Origin of the sequence: Streptomyces wedmorensis, from assembly GCF_000716445.1 — a bacterium.
Taxonomy (GTDB): domain Bacteria; phylum Actinomycetota; class Actinomycetes; order Streptomycetales; family Streptomycetaceae; genus Streptomyces; species Streptomyces wedmorensis.
Map to the genome: position 1 here is coordinate 1 of NZ_JNWK01000098.1, position 17,082 is coordinate 17,082.

The 17,082-nt window shown below is 70.6% G+C and carries 16 protein-coding genes and 1 pseudogene; 9 read left to right on the top strand and 8 right to left on the bottom strand.

Annotation, left to right across the window (positions count from 1 at the left end):
- Positions 1-97: 97 nt before the first annotated feature.
- Positions 98-301 (bottom strand): annotated as a pseudogene (locus OO54_RS39440) (sigma factor); the annotation flags it as partial.
- An 88-nt stretch (positions 302-389) separates the two neighbouring features.
- Between OO54_RS39440 and OO54_RS39445 the strand changes: the two are divergent.
- The 4 genes from OO54_RS39445 to OO54_RS39460 all read left to right on the top strand — a co-directional run bounded on the left by OO54_RS39445 (position 390) and on the right by OO54_RS39460 (position 6,243).
- The gene (locus tag OO54_RS39445) at positions 390-848 is read left to right on the top strand and encodes a carboxymuconolactone decarboxylase family protein (protein WP_033212204.1); all 459 of its coding nucleotides are present in this window, start codon (positions 390-392) and stop codon (positions 846-848) included.
- Positions 849-1,319: 471 nt separating this feature from the next.
- Positions 1,320-2,510, top strand: coding sequence for a serine hydrolase domain-containing protein (locus OO54_RS39450; protein ID WP_033212206.1), 1,191 nt, complete (start codon positions 1,320-1,322; stop codon positions 2,508-2,510).
- Between the two features lie 963 nt (positions 2,511-3,473).
- Positions 3,474-4,934, top strand: a complete 1,461-nt coding sequence (locus OO54_RS39455; protein WP_033212208.1) for a basic amino acid/polyamine antiporter — start codon at positions 3,474-3,476, stop codon at positions 4,932-4,934.
- A gap of 43 nt (positions 4,935-4,977) precedes the next feature.
- Positions 4,978-6,243 (top strand): arginine deiminase, encoded by a 1,266-nt coding sequence (locus OO54_RS39460; RefSeq protein WP_033212211.1) that lies wholly within the window; start codon positions 4,978-4,980, stop codon positions 6,241-6,243.
- A 146-nt stretch (positions 6,244-6,389) separates the two neighbouring features.
- Here OO54_RS39460 and OO54_RS39465 read toward each other — a convergent pair whose 3' ends face one another.
- The 4 genes from OO54_RS39465 to OO54_RS46180 are packed head-to-tail and all read right to left on the bottom strand — an operon-like array spanning position 6,390 to position 8,897.
- A complete protein-coding gene (locus tag OO54_RS39465) occupies positions 6,390-6,896 on the bottom strand; it encodes a DUF1269 domain-containing protein (RefSeq protein ID WP_033212214.1) in 507 nt (168 codons plus the stop codon).
- Between the two features lie 14 nt (positions 6,897-6,910).
- A complete protein-coding gene (locus OO54_RS39470; protein WP_033212216.1) occupies positions 6,911-7,552 on the bottom strand; it encodes an FxLYD domain-containing protein in 642 nt (213 codons plus the stop codon).
- A gap of 51 nt (positions 7,553-7,603) precedes the next feature.
- On the bottom strand, positions 7,604-8,698 hold the full coding sequence (locus OO54_RS39475; RefSeq protein WP_033212218.1) for a baeRF3 domain-containing protein: 1,095 nt from the start codon (positions 8,696-8,698) through the stop codon (positions 7,604-7,606).
- 52 nt (positions 8,699-8,750) lie between these two features.
- Entirely contained in the window at positions 8,751-8,897 is a 147-nt protein-coding gene (locus OO54_RS46180) for a hypothetical protein (protein WP_157856598.1), read from the bottom strand.
- 369 nt (positions 8,898-9,266) lie between these two features.
- Between OO54_RS46180 and OO54_RS39480 the strand changes: the two genes are divergently transcribed.
- From OO54_RS39480 to OO54_RS39500, 5 genes are all read left to right on the top strand, one after another.
- Complete coding sequence (locus OO54_RS39480) at positions 9,267-9,752, top strand: GNAT family N-acetyltransferase (protein WP_033212219.1); 486 nt, start codon at positions 9,267-9,269, stop codon at positions 9,750-9,752.
- Positions 9,753-10,054: 302 nt separating this feature from the next.
- Positions 10,055-10,591 (top strand): flavodoxin family protein, encoded by a 537-nt coding sequence (locus OO54_RS39485; RefSeq protein WP_200146604.1) that lies wholly within the window; start codon positions 10,055-10,057, stop codon positions 10,589-10,591.
- 102 nt (positions 10,592-10,693) lie between these two features.
- The gene (locus OO54_RS48015) at positions 10,694-10,879 is read left to right on the top strand and encodes a BON domain-containing protein (RefSeq protein WP_267888948.1); all 186 of its coding nucleotides are present in this window, start codon (positions 10,694-10,696) and stop codon (positions 10,877-10,879) included.
- A gap of 63 nt (positions 10,880-10,942) precedes the next feature.
- The gene (locus tag OO54_RS39495) at positions 10,943-11,629 is read left to right on the top strand and encodes a response regulator (RefSeq protein WP_033212221.1); all 687 of its coding nucleotides are present in this window, start codon (positions 10,943-10,945) and stop codon (positions 11,627-11,629) included.
- A 554-nt stretch (positions 11,630-12,183) separates the two neighbouring features.
- On the top strand, positions 12,184-12,807 hold the full coding sequence (locus OO54_RS39500; RefSeq protein WP_033212225.1) for a CBS domain-containing protein: 624 nt from the start codon (positions 12,184-12,186) through the stop codon (positions 12,805-12,807).
- Between the two features lie 199 nt (positions 12,808-13,006).
- On the opposite strand, the gene OO54_RS39505 is transcribed toward OO54_RS39500, so the two are convergent.
- The 3 genes from OO54_RS39505 to OO54_RS39515 all read right to left on the bottom strand — a co-directional run.
- The gene (locus tag OO54_RS39505) at positions 13,007-15,397 is read right to left on the bottom strand and encodes a glycoside hydrolase family 65 protein (RefSeq protein ID WP_033212232.1); all 2,391 of its coding nucleotides are present in this window, start codon (positions 15,395-15,397) and stop codon (positions 13,007-13,009) included.
- Positions 15,394-16,167 carry an HAD family hydrolase gene (locus tag OO54_RS39510; protein WP_051787829.1) on the bottom strand — a complete coding sequence of 258 codons (774 nt, stop codon included), beginning with the start codon at positions 16,165-16,167 and terminating at the stop codon, positions 15,394-15,396. Before OO54_RS39510 ends, OO54_RS39505 begins: the two co-directional genes overlap by 4 nt.
- On the bottom strand, positions 16,167-17,082 hold a 916-nt coding region (locus tag OO54_RS39515; protein ID WP_033212238.1), incomplete at its 5' end, for a zinc-binding dehydrogenase. The genes OO54_RS39515 and OO54_RS39510, both read right to left, overlap by 1 nt.

The window sequence follows — 17,082 nt, forward strand, 5'->3', positions numbered from 1 at the left end:
TTGTCATCCGCCGGCCTCTCGCCTTCCCAGACAGCCAGGTCGTAGCTCATGTCAGGAGGCTCTCATGCCGCTCTGACAGCCATAAGAAACGACGTCTTATGCGGCCGACCACGGTGGTCAGCCAGCCGCCGAGGTTGTCGATGGTGTCGGCGTCCTGGCGGGAGAGGCGCAGCCACGTCTCCTGGACCGCGTCGTCCGCGTCGGCGTGGGAGCCGAGCACGCGGTAGGCGACTGCTGTGAGCCGGCCGCGGTGGGCCTCGAAGGCGTCGGCGATCGGGTCGGCGGGATGGGCGCCGGACATGGTTGTTACCTCCCTGGAAGGTGCTCCGTCATAGGAGTGACGGGCACGAGCCCCGCAAGGTAACCCCGACCAAGGAGAGCACCCTGTCATGCAGAACCGACTGAAGAACAAGAACACCGACAACGCCGACGTGTGGAAGGCGGTCGGGCACCTGCAGAAGGCGATCGCCGCCGGGGGCGTCGACCCGAAACTGCTCGCGCTGGTCCACCTGCGCGCCAGCCAGATCAACGGCTGCTCGGCGTGCGTCTACGCCAGTGTCGCCGGAGGGAAGAAGGCCGGTGACACCGACGAGCGGCTGCACAGCGTGGCGGCGTGGCGTGAGGCGCCGTTCTACACCGATGCGGAGCGCGCGGCGCTGGCGCTGGCCGAGGCCGCCACCCGGCTGCAGGACGGTGCGGAGGGAGTCACCGACGAGATCTGGGAAGAGGTCAACGCCCATTTCACCGAGGAGCAGATCGGCGCGATCAACCTGGAGATCGCGCTGACCAACTTCTTCAACAGGATCAACCGCACCATCAAGGAACCGGCCGGTCAGACCTGGGGCTGAGCATCGGGCCTTGTCCCGGCGGCGTGGGCACCTGCTTGTGTCGCCATACGGAGAGGGTGGTGGTCAGCTGCTGTTCAGGGCCGATCAGAAGCCTGGTTGCTCGCCTGGGGCCGCCGCCGGTCTGTCGTCGGTCTGTCGTCGGTCTGTCGTCGGTACGCGGCCAGGGCACGGCATCTCAGGCCAAGCCCGGTCTGGGCCGGGCCAAGCCAGTCCGGGCCAAGCCAGCCCAGGCCAGGACGAGCCGGACCAGGTTCAGGTCGATCCGTCTGTTCACCTCCGGCTCCCCTCGTGACGGCGCGGCGAAGCTCGCGCATCGCGTGAAGAAGCGCTGGCCCGGTCTGGCGGCTCTCCCTGATGAGGAGTCAGGGTCGAATCGGGGTTGGACCGGGGTGATCCCCGTCGTCGCGCGCGCTCCGGGCGGACATGATCGAACCGAACCTGATCACCGCTTCGAGAGGTGGGAGTCGTCCCATGCGTCGTCGTTCCTCGGTCCTTGTCCTGTCAGCCGTTCTGGCGCTCGGTGCCGTCGCGCCCGCCCAGGCCGCCACCGGCAGGCCCGCTTCGGAACTGGACCGGGCCGCGCTGCGCGCGGCGATCGAGCCGCGTCCGGGCGACAGCGCGGCCGGCACAGTGGCGGAGGTGCACAAGAACGGGGAGACGTGGCGGGGGGCGGCCGGGGACGTCGTCACCGGTCGGTCCGTCTCCCCGCGCGCGCACTTCAGGATCGGCAGCATCACGAAGCCCATGGAGGCGGTGATCCTGCTCCAGTTGTCCGCCGAGGGTCGTGTCGACCTGGACGAGAGCGTCCAGCACTATCTGCCCGGTCTGCTGCCGGAGGACCGGTTCAAGGAGCCGATCAGTGTGCGGCAGTTGCTCGACCACACCAGCGGGCTCCCGCACGATCTGGAGGGCGCGCCGGCCACCACGCCGGACGAGGAGATCGAGCGCGTGCTGGACTACGTCACCTTCGACGAGGTGATCCGGGAGACGCTCCGTCCTGAGGGCCGGCCGGGCCCGGGGCCGCGCTTCAGTCCCGGCACGCGGCAGGAGTACAACTCCTTCGGCTACCGGATCGCCGGGAAACTCATCGAGCAGATCACCGGGCACTCTTACCAGCACGAAGCGACCACCCGCATCCTCAAGCCGCTGAAGATGCGGGACACCCGCGCCTCCGTACCGAACCGCAGTACGCCCGTGCCCCGGCCGTACATGCCCGGCTATCTGGCGAGGAGCGGGGGCGAACTGGTCGACGTCAACGTGCAGGGCGGGCTGCCCGCCAGCATGACCTCGACCACGGCGGATCTGGACCGGTTCATATCCGGCCTGTTCGACGGCCGACTGCTGCGTCCGGCGCAGGCCTCCGAACTGTTCGCGATACCGAAGGGCGCCGATGGCAAACCCCTGCCGTACGCGGACGGCTCCCACTGCAACACGGGCCCCGGCAAGGGCACAGCCTGCTTCAGCGTGGGGCTGATGTCCACGCCGCTGCCCGACGGGTCGCTCCTGTGGGGCAAGACGGGATCGGATCCGGGATACCGCAGCGGTGTCTTCGCCTCCCGGGATCTCAGCCTGCGCGCGGTCTACGCGGTGGGCACCGCGGGCCCCATCGACGGCGTCCCTGCGGTGGCTCAGCGACTGGCTCTGACGGCCTTCGGCAGCTAAGGCTTTCGCGCCCAATGGTGGAAGATCGCTCGCGCGGCGACAGGCCTCCGGCAAACCGCCACACGTCTGTGCCCCATGGAGACCTCGAACAATTCGCCGAACTGGAACACCCTGTGCGACGCGGCTCCGGACTACCTGGAGATGGGCGGCGGCGTCCCGGCCCGCACGGAGGCCGAGTCCGTGACCGATGATGCCCAGTTCGTCACGCAGGAGGACAGGAGCGCGTACAAAACCGCACTCAAAGCCGTTGGGGGTCCGCTCAGCGAAGGGACGATCCGGCTTGAAGTCGGCTACTGCGATGACCTCTGGCCTCGACTTTCGGGGGTCGCGATCGCTGCGGCCGGGGTCGAGCGGATCGCAAACCGAGGCGAGTCGTGGGTGCCCGAAGCCGTCGTCAGCCGTGGGGGCGAACGTACGCGGAGACGGCCTGGAAGAGCTACTGGGTCTCGCCGGTTCGGCGAGCTCGGCGGGCGCCGGCTGCGAACCTGATCGGCCCGCTCGGGAAGCATGTGGGCGATGCCCTTGCGGCAGAGTCAGGCGCGGAGGCAGACCGGCGTCGCCGCTCCGGCGCGGCGCGCCGTAGGGGTCCGGCCGGCGTCGCAGGCAGATTGTCGGTTAGGGCAGGGCCGGCGAGCGGGACAGAGGCAGGGTCGTGGCCTCGGCGGCGCCGGCCGGCTGCTGTTTCGAGTTGGCCGTTAGGGCGATCTTCGGGAGCGAAGAGGGTCGTAAATCAGGACAAAATGGGCTGCGAGGGTTAGATTCCCCTTTCAGTGGGCGGTCGGGCATCGGCGTCTGTCACTACCTCGGGCAGGGGGCATCGGTGGAGACCGACGAGCAGGGCGGGCCGGCCGGGTCCGTGCTGTGCGGGGGCTCCGGCGGCGGGGACTCTCGGCCTGCGGCTGGTCGCTCGGGCGAGCCGGTGGTCGCTGCCGCAATGGAACGCTCCCGTCTACGAGGTACGCCATGACACATGCGGAATCCAAGACCGAGGCTTCCTCAGGAGGGTCGCCGCCTACGGCCAAGCTGACGTTGTTGACGCTCACCGCCATGGTGGTCGGCTCGATGGTCGGGGCCGGAGTGTTCTCGCTGCCGCGGCGGTTCGCGCAGGAGACGGGTGTCGCGGGTGCGCTGATCGCCTGGGCGGTGGCCGGGCTGGGCATGTTGATGCTCGCGTTCGTCTTTCAGACGCTCGCGGTCCGGCGGCCAGACCTGGACGCCGGTGTGTACGCGTACGCCAAGGCCGGTTTCGGCGAGTATCTGGGGTTCTTCTCGGCGTTCGGGTACTGGGCGAGTGCCTGCGTGGGCAACGTGACCTACTGGGTGCTGATCATGTCGACGATCGGGGCCATCGCGCCGGCGCTCGGCGACGGTGACACCGCTCTCGCGATCGTGCTCTCCTCCGTCGGGCTCTGGTGCTTCTTCTTCCTCATCCGCCAGGGGGTGAAGGAGGCGGCCGCGATCAACCGGATCGTGACCGTCGCGAAGATCATCCCCATCCTCGTGTTCATCATCCTGGCGCTGTTCTACTTCGAGCCGTCCGTGTTCGCGGACAACTTCGGCGGCGCCGACTACGCGGGCTCGCTGTTCAACCAGGTCCGCGGAACGATGCTCGCCACCGTCTTCGTCTTCCTCGGCGTGGAGGGCGCGAGCGTCTACTCGCGGCACGCGAAGCGGCGGGAGGACGTCGGGCGGGCCACGGTCCTGGGCTTCCTCAGCGTCTTCGCGATCTTCGCCTCGGTGACCATCGTGTCGTACGGCATCATGCCGATGAGCGAGATCGCCGAGCTCCGGCAGCCCTCCATGGCGGGCGTCCTGGAGGCCGCCGTCGGCACCTGGGGCAAGACCTTCGTCAGCGTCGGCCTGATCATCTCGGTCCTGGGCGCCTATCTCGCATGGACGCTGATGGCCGCGGAAGTGCTGTTCGTCGCGGCCAAGGACAAGGACATGCCCCGGTTCCTCGGGCGTTCCAGCGGCGACGACGTGCCGGTCCCGGCCCTGCTCATGACGACGTCCCTCAGCCAGGTCATCCTGGTCGTGACGGCTTTCTCCGACGACGCGTTCAACTTCGCCCTGGACCTGACGAGCGCTCTGAGTCTCATTCCGTTCCTCCTGGCCGCCGCCTTCGCCGCGAAGATCGCGCGGCGACCGCAGGCGGAGCAGGTGGCCGGGCGCAGCACGCGGCGCGAACTGGTCGTCGCCGTGATCGCCACGCTCTACACGGCGTTCCTGCTGTACGCGGCCGGGCTCAAGTTCGTCCTCGTCTCCTTCATCCTCTACGCCCCCGCCACCTTCCTGTTCATCAAGGCCAGGCGCGAGCAGAACCGGCGTCTGTTCTCCCCCGCCGAGACCGTCATCTGCGCGGTCTCCGTCGCCGGTGCCGTCGCCGGTGTCGTTGCCATCGCCGCCGGCTGGATCGAGCTCTGACCCCGTCGGGACACGTATCCGACCTCCCTCGGAAAGGCTGACCATGAATAGCACCCAGACCGGCTCCGCCCCGTCCGCGCTCGGCGTCCACTCCGAGGTCGGACGGCTACGGAAGGTCCTGGTCTGCGGCCCCGGCCTCGCTCACCGGCGGCTGACCCCCACCAACTCCGACGACCTGCTCTTCGACGACGTCATGTGGGTGGAGAACGCCCAGCGGGACCACGCCGACTTCGTCAACAAGCTCAACCAGCGCGGTGTCGACGTCGTCGAACTGCACCAGCTGCTCGCCGAGACCATGGCGATCCCCGAGGCGAAGGCATGGCTCCTCGACCGGAAGATCGTGCCCAACGAGGTCGGCCTCGGACTGGTCGACGACACCCGCGCGTTCCTCGACTCCCTCGACCCGCGTGAGCTGGCGGAGTTCCTCATCGGCGGTCTTTCCACGGCCGACCTGCCCGACGAGTTCCGCTCCGGGTACGTGTCCCTCGCCCGGGAGGGCATCGGGGCACGCGAGTACCTCATGCCGCCGCTGCCGAACACGCTCTACACCCGCGACACGACCTGCTGGCTGTACGGCGGCGTGACCCTCAACCCGCTGTACTGGCCCGCCCGTCACGGCGAGACGCTCCTCATGAAGGCCGTCTACACCTTCCACCCCGACTTCAAGGACTCGACCGTCTGGTGGGGTGACCCCGAACAGGACTGGGGCCAGGCCGCCTTCGAGGGCGGTGACATCATGCCGGTCGGCAACGGGGTCGTCCTGATGGGAATGAGCGAGCGCACCTCGCGCCAGGCGATCACCCAGGTCGCCGCCGCTCTGTTCGGGAACGGCGCCGCCGAGCACGTGGTCGTGGCCGGCATGCCGAAGCTGCGCGCGGCCATGCACCTCGACACGGTGTTCACCTTCGCCGACCGGGACATCGTCACGCTCTATCCGACGATCATGGACGCCGTCCACACCTTCTCGCTGCGGCCGAGTGACAAGGCTCCGGGCGTCGAGATCACCGACGAGGGCACCACCCCGTTCGTCGACGTCGTCGCGAAGAGCCTCGGCCTGCCCAAGCTCCAGGTGATCGAGACCGGCGGAGACGTCTACGCCTCCGAGCGCCAGCAGTGGGACAGCGGCAACAACGCCGTCGCGCTGGAACCCGGTGTCGTCTTCACGTACGACCGCAACACCCAGACCAACACACTGCTGCGCAAGGCGGGGGTGGAGGTCATCACCATCGTCGGCGCCGAACTCGGCCGTGGTCGCGGCGGCGGTCACTGCATGACCTGTCCGCTGATCCGCGACGCGGTCGACTTCTGAACCTCCCCGCCCCACGCGCGCGCTGATGGCCGCGGGCCGCCGACTCCCCTCGAGAGGAGAGGAGTCGGCGGCCCGTGGATGCGCAAGCGTTCACGAGGACGGTCCCAGGGCGGGCGCTGGGGCATCGCCCCGGCCCCTGGGGTCGGTCAGGCCGCCGTCTCGGGGTCGGGCCCGGCGAGCTGCTCGGCGAGTTCCCGCTCGCTGTCCTCCGGGAGGGAGGTCTTGAGTACGGTTCCGCCGAAGGGCTCCATGGCCGCGGCGAACCGGTCCTCGGTGACCTTGGATGCCATGATCACGACGGCTGCCGAGCCGGGCTCGAGAAGGTCACTCACCTTCTTCCGGAATCCGTTGTCGACGCCCATCTGGGTGAGCTTGCCGATGAGGCCTCCGAGAGCCGCGCCCACCACGCCGATGCCCGGGGTGAGGATCAGCATGCCGAAGACCATGCCCCAGAGCGCGCCGGCCGTGGCGGAGAGGGCGATCTCCTCCGTCTTGGCGGGGGTGTCCACATGGGTCTCGCCGTCCTCGTCGACCCTGACGACGGCGAGACCCTTCAGGTCGACGACATGGCCGTCGCGGAGCTTCTGCACTTCCTTGAAGGCCTTGGTCGCAACCTGGTGATCGTCGTACCCGATGACGATGAGCTCGGACATGCGGTGATCCTCTCTCAGTACCTCTGCGCCTTGGTGAGTCGCGGCGTGAGCACCGGCTCGGGGGGCTGTCGACTGATGACCAGGGGCTGCTTCCGCTCGCCGGGCGGGAGGTCCTCGGCGCCGACGAACTGGGTCTCGACGACCTTGCCCGAAGGGTCGAGGAAGTCGACCTGGGCGGCGTAGGACGCCGTCGCGCTCGTCTTGTTGGTGATGGTGACGACGACGGTGAGCACGCCGTTCGTGTCGGCCCGGGGCTTGCCGATCATACCGACCTCGTTCAGGGCGTTGCCCCTGCCCTCGACGCCCTTCAGGGCGTTCTCCGCCGCCTGCCGGGAGCGTTCGATCTCGGCACCGATCGACGCCTGACGTGACGCCTCCCGGGCCGAGGCCGAGGCCGCCGCGGACGATGCCGAGGCCTGCGCGGACGCGATCCGCGACTCCGCAGCCGAGGCGACGGAGGAGGGGTGTTCACCGGAGAAGGAGGCGGTGTCGGGCGCCGTGGGGCGGTCGCTGAAGGAGGGGCTCCCGGTGTCGTCGCCGTCCGAGTCGCAGGACACGAGGCCGACGGCTCCTAGCGCGGTCGCGACGACGGCGACGACGGCGCTCGCCGCCCTGGCGCGGACCGGCCGGCCCCCGCGAGGCGATGGGGTGTTCACGCTGCGTTCCTCCGGTGGTGTGCGGTCGTGGGCGATGGCCGTGGGACGTCGTCAGTAGCGCAGTACCGCGGCGATGCGGTTCACGTCGGCCAGGGCGTCGTCGGGGACGAACCGCACCTCGGCGCCCGTCTCCAGGGCCTGTTCGACGATCTCGTCCACGATGTCGTCGCGGGAGTCGAGGTCGGCCGCGTCCGCGGGTTCGAGGTGGTCGCCGTAGTCGCGGACGACGGTCCGGTAATGCTCCTCGACGGCCAGCAGACGGATCCGGCCCTCCTTCGCGGCCTGGTGCACCTCGTCGAGACCGCCGGCGTACTCGCGCTGTCCCCGTGCCGCGTCCAGCTCGGCCAGCACGGTGGTCGACACGGCCTCCTCGTGGGCGGCGAGCAGCGGCGCCACCGCCGCCCGCACGGCCGCCTCGGGACCGTGTCCGAGACCGCCCTGGTGGAGGGTGGCCGTGCCCTGCGGCAGCGATCCGGTCTCTTCGAAGAGGGAGACCGCGGGCGCCTCGCCGATCAGGTACAGCGGACGGGGCTCCGAGGCCAGGACGGTACGCAGCCCCTCGTACGCGTCCCGGAAGAACTTGCGTGTGTCCTCGTCCCGGAAGGTGCTCGGCAGGTCCCCGACGCGTTCCTTGCGTTCGGCGTCCGGGTCCTCCAGGCTCCGCGTCAGCGGGAAGCCGTCGGCCGTGTGCTCGGCGGCCCGCTCCGGCGCTCCGTCCCACAGGGAGATCCGGTCAGCCGCCACCGTCAGGGCCCAGTAGGGCCGCTCGGCGGAGCGGGCGGCGACGAGGTTGCGCGTGAGGAAGGTGTCTCCGATGACGACCCGCTCCGGGACCGTACGCGCCACCGTCCACACCTGGTGCTCGCCCGGCGCCACGTAGATCACCAGGCCGTCCTCCGCATGGACGAGGTCGACCTCCGCGACAGCCCGCTCCAGCTGGCTCAGCACGTCCGCACGCCGCTCCCGCGTCACGGCGGGGTCGTCCTGGAGTTCCTTCTCCGCCCGTGCCAGGAGGTTGCGCAGCCGTACGGGATCCTGAGCGTTGTCCGGCTCGCGGCGGTGGGTCGGCATCACGAGCGACACGGCGGGATACGGACGAGGCTGGCGCAGCCTGGCAAGCGCAGCGGTACTGAGCGCGGGATGCATGACGCACCTTTCGATTGGCGGGAGGGACCGGGGCCGTACGAGGGCCCGGCTACTACGGAGCGCCGGTGAGCCGCTCGACCGGCTCCCCCCACAGGACACCCGAGGTGGCGGTGGGGCCGAGGGCACGATGCGACGTGCCGGCGGCGTGCGTCCGGCCGGCGGCGCCGACCGAGACGACCGCGACACCGTTCAGGCGCACGAGTGGCGGCGCCGCGGCTCCCCCACCGTGCCGAAGGGCTTCTCGGCCGCGGTGTGGTCGGCGTATCCGTGACGCTGAACGCGGACACCCCTACCCTCCAGGGGGTCCCGCCGCAGGTTGCCGACGCGAGCCGGGAGACAGGGGGTATCGGCGCACCGAAGTCTGGTCCACAATTCGACATCCTCATCCGAAATGGGCCTGTTCGCGAGTCGGTGGGCCTTCCGCTCCTACTTGTCAGACCGCCTCTGGACCGGCCGAGAGCCGCGGCGCGGAACCTCCTTCGAGCGCGGTGCGGGGTCTCCAGGCGGTGCCGGGGCTGTCCGCCATCAGAGGGATGATGAGGGGATGTCGAACGAGAGAGCGGAACCGATGATGGAATTCACTGACCGTCAGGGTCGGGGTGTGGTGCTTGAGGACATCACCGATGAGAACTGGCGGAGCGTCGCCGATGTGGCCCCTGCCGACGACCAGCGCAGATTCGTGGCCGCTCTGGGCGCGCGTTATCTGCTGCTCTCCTTGCGCGGCGGGGTGTGGACCTCCCTCGCCGTGCGGGCGGGCGAGGAGGTCGTGGGGCATGTCATGTGGGCGTACGACGACGAGGACGGCACCCACTGGATCGGCGGGATGATCGTCAACGCCGACGAGCAGGGCCAGGGCGTCGGCCGCCTCGCGGTGCGGGCTTTGTTGCGCCGGCTCGCGGCTCTTCCGGACTGTCGTGAGATCCGGCTCTCCTACCACCCGGACAACGCGCCCGCGGCTGCCCTCTACAAGTCCTTGGGCTTCGAGCCGACCGGCGACTTCGAGGACGAGGAGGTGGTCGCCTCCCTGAGCGCCACTGCGGCGACCACGGCCTGACACTGCTCCTGACGCTGCTGGGGAGTGACGCCACCTGCCGGAGGCCGGCGATGACGCCGGTGATGGCGCCGGCCTCCGGCACCAGGCGGTCGCGGTCGGTCGACGACCGGCTCCAGGCAGAAGCCTCTGGCGGAGACGTCGGTGAGGCGACTGGGGACCGTTCGGCCCCAGCGAGATGGCGGTCCTGGCACCAGACTGGTGGTGCAGGATCCAGGAGGTCTCCATGAACGTCCAGCGAGCGTCACCGCGACAGCCGAGAGCGGAGAAGGACGCACCTGAGGAGATGAGTCGTGATGCGTGCTGTGATCGTGTACGAGAGCCTGTTCGGCAACACGCGCGAGATCGCGGACGCGATCGGAGAGGGCTTGAAGGAGACGCATCCCGCCGCCGAGGTCGAGTGCATGGCGGTGGTCGACGCCTTGCCGGAGCGCATCGGTCGCACTGACCTGCTGGTCGTCGGCGGGCCGACCCATATGCGGGGCATGACCACCGGGATGAGCCGGAGGATGGGGTTGAAGGCCGAGAAGCAGGAAGCCGAGAAGGAGGAGCGTCCCTTCACCCCCGAAGTGGGCGCCGAGGGCCCTGGCGTCCGCGACTGGTTCCACGACACGCTCCCGAAGGCCCACACCGGCACCCATGCCGCCGCGGCCTTCGACACCAGGGCGGACACACGCCTGGCAGGCGCTGCCGCCGGCGGCATCGCACGTCGGCTGCGCAGCCATGGCTACGAACTCGTGGCGGAACCGGAAGGGTTCGTCATCGAGGAGATCGACGGCCCGCTGCGCGCCGGCGAACGGGATCGCGCCAGGGCGTGGGGCGCGGCCCTCCAGGTCGCTTGACCGACCACGTGGGCATGCCAGGCAGCACCGGGCCGTGAGGCGAAGACTTCACCTTTCCGGGAGAACGAGATGACCGCCTCGCGCCACACCGTCAGCGACGTCATGTCCCACACCGCCCTCGCCATCGGGCGCGACGCGCCCTACAAGGAGATCGACGTCACCGTCGTGGACGGTGTGGCCACGATCCGTGGGTCGCTCCCCGACCGGTCGATGGTGCCGCTGGTGGCCCGCGCCGCGCGGGCTGTGGAGGGCGTCGTCGACGTCCGGATGGATCTCGGTTCCCCCTGAGACGCTCCATGACGGACAATCCTTGTGGGGGCGGCAACCACCCGACGTACCACAGGGGTCGCCATGACCGATCTGCCGGCAGCCACCGCACTCACCCGGGTGTTCCTCGTCGATGATCACGAGGTCGTGCGCCGGGGCCTTCGCGACCTGATCGACGACGAGCCCGACATGGAGGTGGTGGGCGAGGCGGCGACGGCGGAGCAGGCGCTGGCCAGGGGGCCCGCCCTGCGGCCGGACGTGGCGGTGCTCGACGTCCGGCTGCCGGACGTCGACGGCGTCGCCGTGTGCCGGGAGCTGCGGTCCCGGATGCCCGAGCTGGCGTGCCTGATGCTGACGTCGTTCGACGACGAGGACGCTCTCCTCGACGCGATCATGGCCGGTGCGGCCGGGTACGTCCTCAAGCAGATCAAGGGGTCCGACCTCGTGTCGGCCGTGCGGACCGTCGCCACCGGGCAGTCGATGCTGGACCCGGCCACCACAGCGCGGCTCATGCGCTCGCTTCGGGACCCGGAGGCGGCAAAGCCACCGGAGGACGAACGGATCGCCCTGCTGTCCGAACGGGAGCGGTCCGTGCTCGAACTGATCGGCGAGGGGCTCACCAACCGGCAGATCGCCAAGCGGCTCTACCTGTCCGAGAAGACCGTCAAGAACCACATCTCACGGCTGCTCGGCAAGCTCGGCGTGGAACGCCGCGTACAGGCCGCCGTCATCGCCGCGCAGGCCCACGAGCACGACGCCGACCACGTGTAGCCCCGTCCCGCTCGGTCGGGGATGGATCCGCCCCTCCAGTACCGTGCCGCTGCCGGGCCCACCCGAGCGCCGGCCGGCACAATGCGGCTCGGTCCGTTCGGACAGGTCGCGCGTCGAGGCCCCCGGTCTTCGCCCCGTCTGACAGTACGGCGACCACCAGGCGCGGGCCTACGCCCCGCAGGTGGGCCTCGTCCACCGACCAGGCAAGGCGCAGGTGCCGGTTCCTGACCGGGTCGATGCCGACGTCGATGCCGACTGTGATGTCGCGTCGGGACGTGGTGCGCGTATCCATGGCTCTCCTCCCGCGGTCCGAGCGGCTTGTTCCCACCCTGGTAGCCGGTGTCGGGCAGCCGGAGGACCGCTGGGGCCGATGGCGGGACCAAAGGTCCCCACACGCCAAGGCTCCCCACACCGGCCGGGCGGAGTTCGGGCGGGCGGTGACGTGCCCGTTCGGTCCTGCGCCGGGACCGTTCGGCCCTCGCCGCCCGCGGGCGGGCGCTGGAGGCTGGTCACACGGGGCAGCACACCTGCCGGACCCCACAGGAGGCGCCGCGATGAAGCACTTGAAGATCGGCGGTCTCATGACCGGCAACGTGATCTCCGCCGTCCCCGCGACGTCGTTCAGGGAGGTCGCGAAGCTGCTCGCCGATCACGACATCAGCGGGGTCCCCGTGGTGGACGAGGACGACCACGTCGTCGGTGTCGTCTCGGAGAGCGACCTCCTGGCCCACCACGAGCTGACCGCACGGGACCTGATGACCGAGCCGGCCGTCACGGTCCACGCCGAGGAGACGGTGGCCGACGCGGCGCGGCTGATGGTGCGTCGCGGAGTCGGACGCCTGCCCGTGGTCGACGTGGAGGAACGGCTGGTGGGCATCGTGACCCGCCGTGACCTGCTCTGCGTCTACCTCCGCCCGGACACGGAGATACGGCGCCGCATCCGCGAGGACGTCCTCACGGATGCCATGGACCTGCCCGGGGACGCGGTCGACGTACACGTGCTCGACGGTGTGGTGACGCTCGCCGGCCGTCTTCGTCGGCGCAGCCAGGCCCTGATGCTCGTCGGACTCGCCGAGCGGGTGGACGGCGTCGTCGCCGTCGTGGACCGGCTGTCCTGCCACGAGGACGACACGCGCCCCGTGTCCCCCACCCGGATTCCGCACGACATCGCTTGGTGACTCACCGCAGAACCGCACGGCGCCCCGACGCGCGGCATGCCGCGCGAGGTCCCCGATCTGCGAACCCTCCGCTTCGGCCGCGGTGCGGCCCTTGCCGATCCGCCGGGGCTGCGCCCCTCAGAGGCGAGCCACGCCGCGTCGGCCCGTCACCGAGGTGCCCGGGTTCGGCTGAACCGCTGCTCGCGGGCGGAGCCGATGCTCACAGGCGGAACCAACGCTCCTGTCCAGGTGCGACGGTGACCTTCCGATCGCCGGGGAGGACGACGGCGATCGGGCCCGCGGGCGAGGCGGGGACCCGGATGGCCAGGCGCCCGGGAAGTATCCGCAGGCGCACCCCTCGATGGCGGCCGACGCACAGGGTGAAGGCGAACCGGGGGATCTCCGCCAGCGGCACCGGAGCCACCCGAAGCCCTTCCGGTCCCGTCTCCAGGCCGGTGACCCCGCGTTCGACGAGGTCGACCGTGCCGGCCATCGCGCCGAGATGGATGCCCTCGCCGGTCGTGCCGCCCTGGACATCGGCCACGTCGGCGAGCAGCGCCTCCTCACAGTAGCGCCACGCTTCAGCGCCCTTCTGCCGGGCCAGCACCCAGCCGTGGACGAGACTGCTGAGCGTCGAGCCGTGGCTGGTGCGCCGCAGGTGGTACGAGACGGTCGCACGCCACATCTCGTCGTCCAGCCCGTAGCCCAGCCGACCGAACAGGCTGTACAACTCATCGAGCCGGAAGAGGTAGCCCAGCATGAGGGTGTCGGCCTGCTTCGACGCCTGGTAGCGGTTGACCGTGTCGCCCTCGGCCTCCAGGATCCGGTCGAGTCTGCGGATGTCGCCGTACCGGGCCCGGTACGCCTCCCAGTCGAGCTCCGCCAGGTCTCCGTATCCCTCGAACTGGCTCACCACGCCCTGGTGGAACGGCACGTACAGGCGACGGGAGACGTCCTCCCAGCGAGCGATCTCGCTGGCGTCCAGCGACAGTTGCTCCGACAGTTCCGAGCGTCGGGCCGCCGGCAGTTCACCGAGCAGGTCGAGGCCCCGGGCGAGCACCCAGGCGGCGGTCGCGTTGGTGTAGGCGTTGTCGTCGATGCCCGGGACCGTCGCGTCGGGATAGGCGTCGTGGAACTCGTCGGGTCCCATGACCCCGCGGATGCGATAGCGATCGAGCGCCGGGTCGAACGTCGCGGTCCCGGCCCAGTGGCGGGCGACCTCAAGGAGGATCTCCGCCCCGGCGGAGTGGAGGAATCCTCGGTCGCCGGTGGCCTGCGCGTACCGCCAGACGTTGTAGGCGACGGCCGAGCCCACGTGGCGCTGAAGCCGTGAACGGTCGGCCAGCCAGCGCCCGGAGCGGGGGTTGAGGTGCAGGGCCTGGGTCTCCTCGCGGCCCGAACTCGCGCTCTGCCATGGATACATGGCCCCTTGCTGACCGGCGAGGCGGGCGGCCTTGCGGGCGGCCGGCAGTCGACGGTGCCGGTACATGAGCAACGCGCGGGCCACCTCGGGGAAGTGGAGGTCGAGGTAGGGCAGGACGAAGAGCTCGTCCCAGAAGACGTGCCCCCGGTACGCCTCACCGTGCAGCCCCCGGGCGGGCACACCCACGTCGAGTTCCGCCGTGTGCGGGGAGAGCGTCTGCAGCAGGTGGAACACGTGCAGCCGCAGGATGCGGCCCGCCTCCCCGGGCACGTGCAACTCACCCTGCTCCCAGACTCGCTGCCAGGCCGCCTTGTGGGTGGAGAGCAGCTGCGGGAAGGAAGGAGCACGGGCGATCACGTCGGTGGCTGCCGAGAGCGGGTCGACTGCGGGCCAGTCCATCGAGGTGTGCAGTGCCAGGGTCTTCACGACCGTCGCCGAGCGGCGGGGAGCGATCGGCAGGCGGTACGTCTGCACGGTGCCGGTACCGGTGGCCGCCTCCCGCGCGGACCGCGCGGGGCGGGTGACCGTGCGCACGGCCATGGCGATCCTGATGCCCGGGTCGACGGTACGGCACGAGACCCAGGCGACGCCGTCGGGCTCGAACCCGGCCCGGTGGTCGGTGAGATGACGCCCGTCCAGGTGCCGGTAGCGCTCGACCCCGGCGTTGGTGACGGCGCCGTCCAGAACGGACTGCACCTCGACGGAACCGCTCCAACCGTAGGCGCGGAACAGGGTGCACTGGGCCGCAAGCCCGGAGTCTCCCATGTGTACGACGCGGACGTGGCTGACGCGCAGACCCCGCCCGCGGGCGTCCTCGAAGAACTGGTGCCTGGTCAGCACGCCCGCGCGGAGGTCCAGACGGACGTCGTAATGGCGCAGTTCCCCGGAGTCGGGGGTCAGCCAGTCGCCCGTCGGACCGTCGTCCGGCAGGCAGCGGTAGCGCAGAAGCGTCCAGTTCGGAAGGTTGACGAGGTCCTCGTTCTCGACCTGCTCGCCCGCGACGACCGAGGTCAGCCGGTCGTAGCAGCCGGCCAGATAGGTGCCCGGGTAATGCGGCCCCCCGGCGGTGCACTCGGGGGCGGAGCCGCGGGTCGCGAACCGGCCGTTGCCGAGCGTGCACAGCGCTTCCAGCAGCCGCTCGCGCTCCGGGTCGTACCGGTCGTACCTCCACGTCCAGCCGGGGGTCATCCGTGCTCACCCCACACGCTCCGGACCCATGTCGCGAGATCGGGCACCACCAGGTCTGCCCCCCGCTGTCGCAGGAGATCGGCAGTGTGCCGCAGCGGCGTGCGGTCGACACCGACGACGAGACCGAAACCGCCGCGGCGCGCCGCCTCCACTCCGGCGAGGGCGTCCTCGGCGACCGCGGTCTCCTGGGGGCGGCAGCCGAGGGCGGCAGCCGCATGCAGGAACAGCGCGGGATCCGGCTTGCCGGCGAGGCCGAGCCGAGCAATGTCCTCACCGTCCACGACCACCGTGAGCAGCCCGGCGAGTCCGGCGGCGCGGATCAGCGCCCGGGCATGCCGGGAGGCGGACACCGCGGCGCGGGGGACTCCCGCCGTCCGCAGGGCCGCGAGGGCCGGCCGAGCGTCGGTGAAGGCCCTGACGCCTCCGGTGCGGAGCAAGGCGAGGAACGCCTGTTCCTTGTGTGCCGCGACGCCCCAGACCGTGCCGCAGCCGGGCGGGTCATGGGGCTCTCCCGCGGGGAGGTGAAGGCCGCGGGCGGTGAGGAAGGCCGCCGCACCGTCGTACCGGGACCGGCCGTCGACGAGCCGACGGTACTCGGCATCCGCGTCGAAGGGCGCCTGTGTCCCTCGGGCGGGCGCGATTCGGTCGAGGCACGCGTCGAAGGCGATCTTCCACGCCGCCGCGTGCACGACGGCGGAGTCGAGCAGTACGCCGTCGGTGTCGAGGACGACACCTTCCGGCGGCAAAGGCCCCTGGCCTGGGCCGTTCATCAGGCCACCGGCGGGGCGGGGCGGCTCACGGCCGTGTGCTGCGGGCCGCCGAGGGCGACCTTGACGGCACCGGTCTCGGCCGCGCTGCCGAAGACCTCGTACGCCTCCTCCATCTCCCCCAGCTCGAACCGGTGGGTGACCAGTTCCGCCGACGGCAGCCGCCCGGCGGCCATCATGCGCAGCAGCAGGGGCGTGGACGAGGTGTCCACCAGGCCGGTGGTGATGGTGACGTCCTTGATCCACAGGTCTTCGAGGTGGAGGGCCGCGGGCTTGCCGTGGACGCCGATGTTGGCGACCCTGCCGCCGGGCCGGACCATCCGCGTGCACATCTCGAACGCCTCCGGGACTCCGACGGCCTCCATCACGACGTCGGCGCCGAGGCCGTCGGTCAGATCCGCCACCAGCTGTTCCGGGCCTTCCCCGGCGTTCACGGTGGTGTCCGCGCCGAGGGCGCGGGCTGCGCCCAGCCGGGACTCGGCCAGGTCGACGGCGACGATCCGGCCGGGACTGTAGAACCGGGCGGTGGCGACGGCGGCGAGACCGATGGGGCCCACGCCGACCACGACCACCGTGTCGGCGGGGCGCACCGCGCCGTTCAGGACACCCACCTCGTAGGCGGTGGGGAAGATGTCGGCGAGCAGGACGGCGTCGAAGCTGTCGATCGAGTCCGGCAGCGGGTGGACGGACAGGTCGGCGAAGGGCACACGGACGTACTGGGCCTGGGTGCCGTCGACCGTGTGGCCGAGGATCCAGCCGCCGCCGCCCCGGCACTGCCCGTAGCGGCCCTCACGGCAGAAGCGACACCTTCCGCAGGCCGTGATGCAGGAGACCAGGACCCGGTCCCCCGGCCGCACCGTGCGGACGTCGCCCCCGGTCTCCACCACAGTGCCGACCGCCTCGTGTCCAAGGACCCGG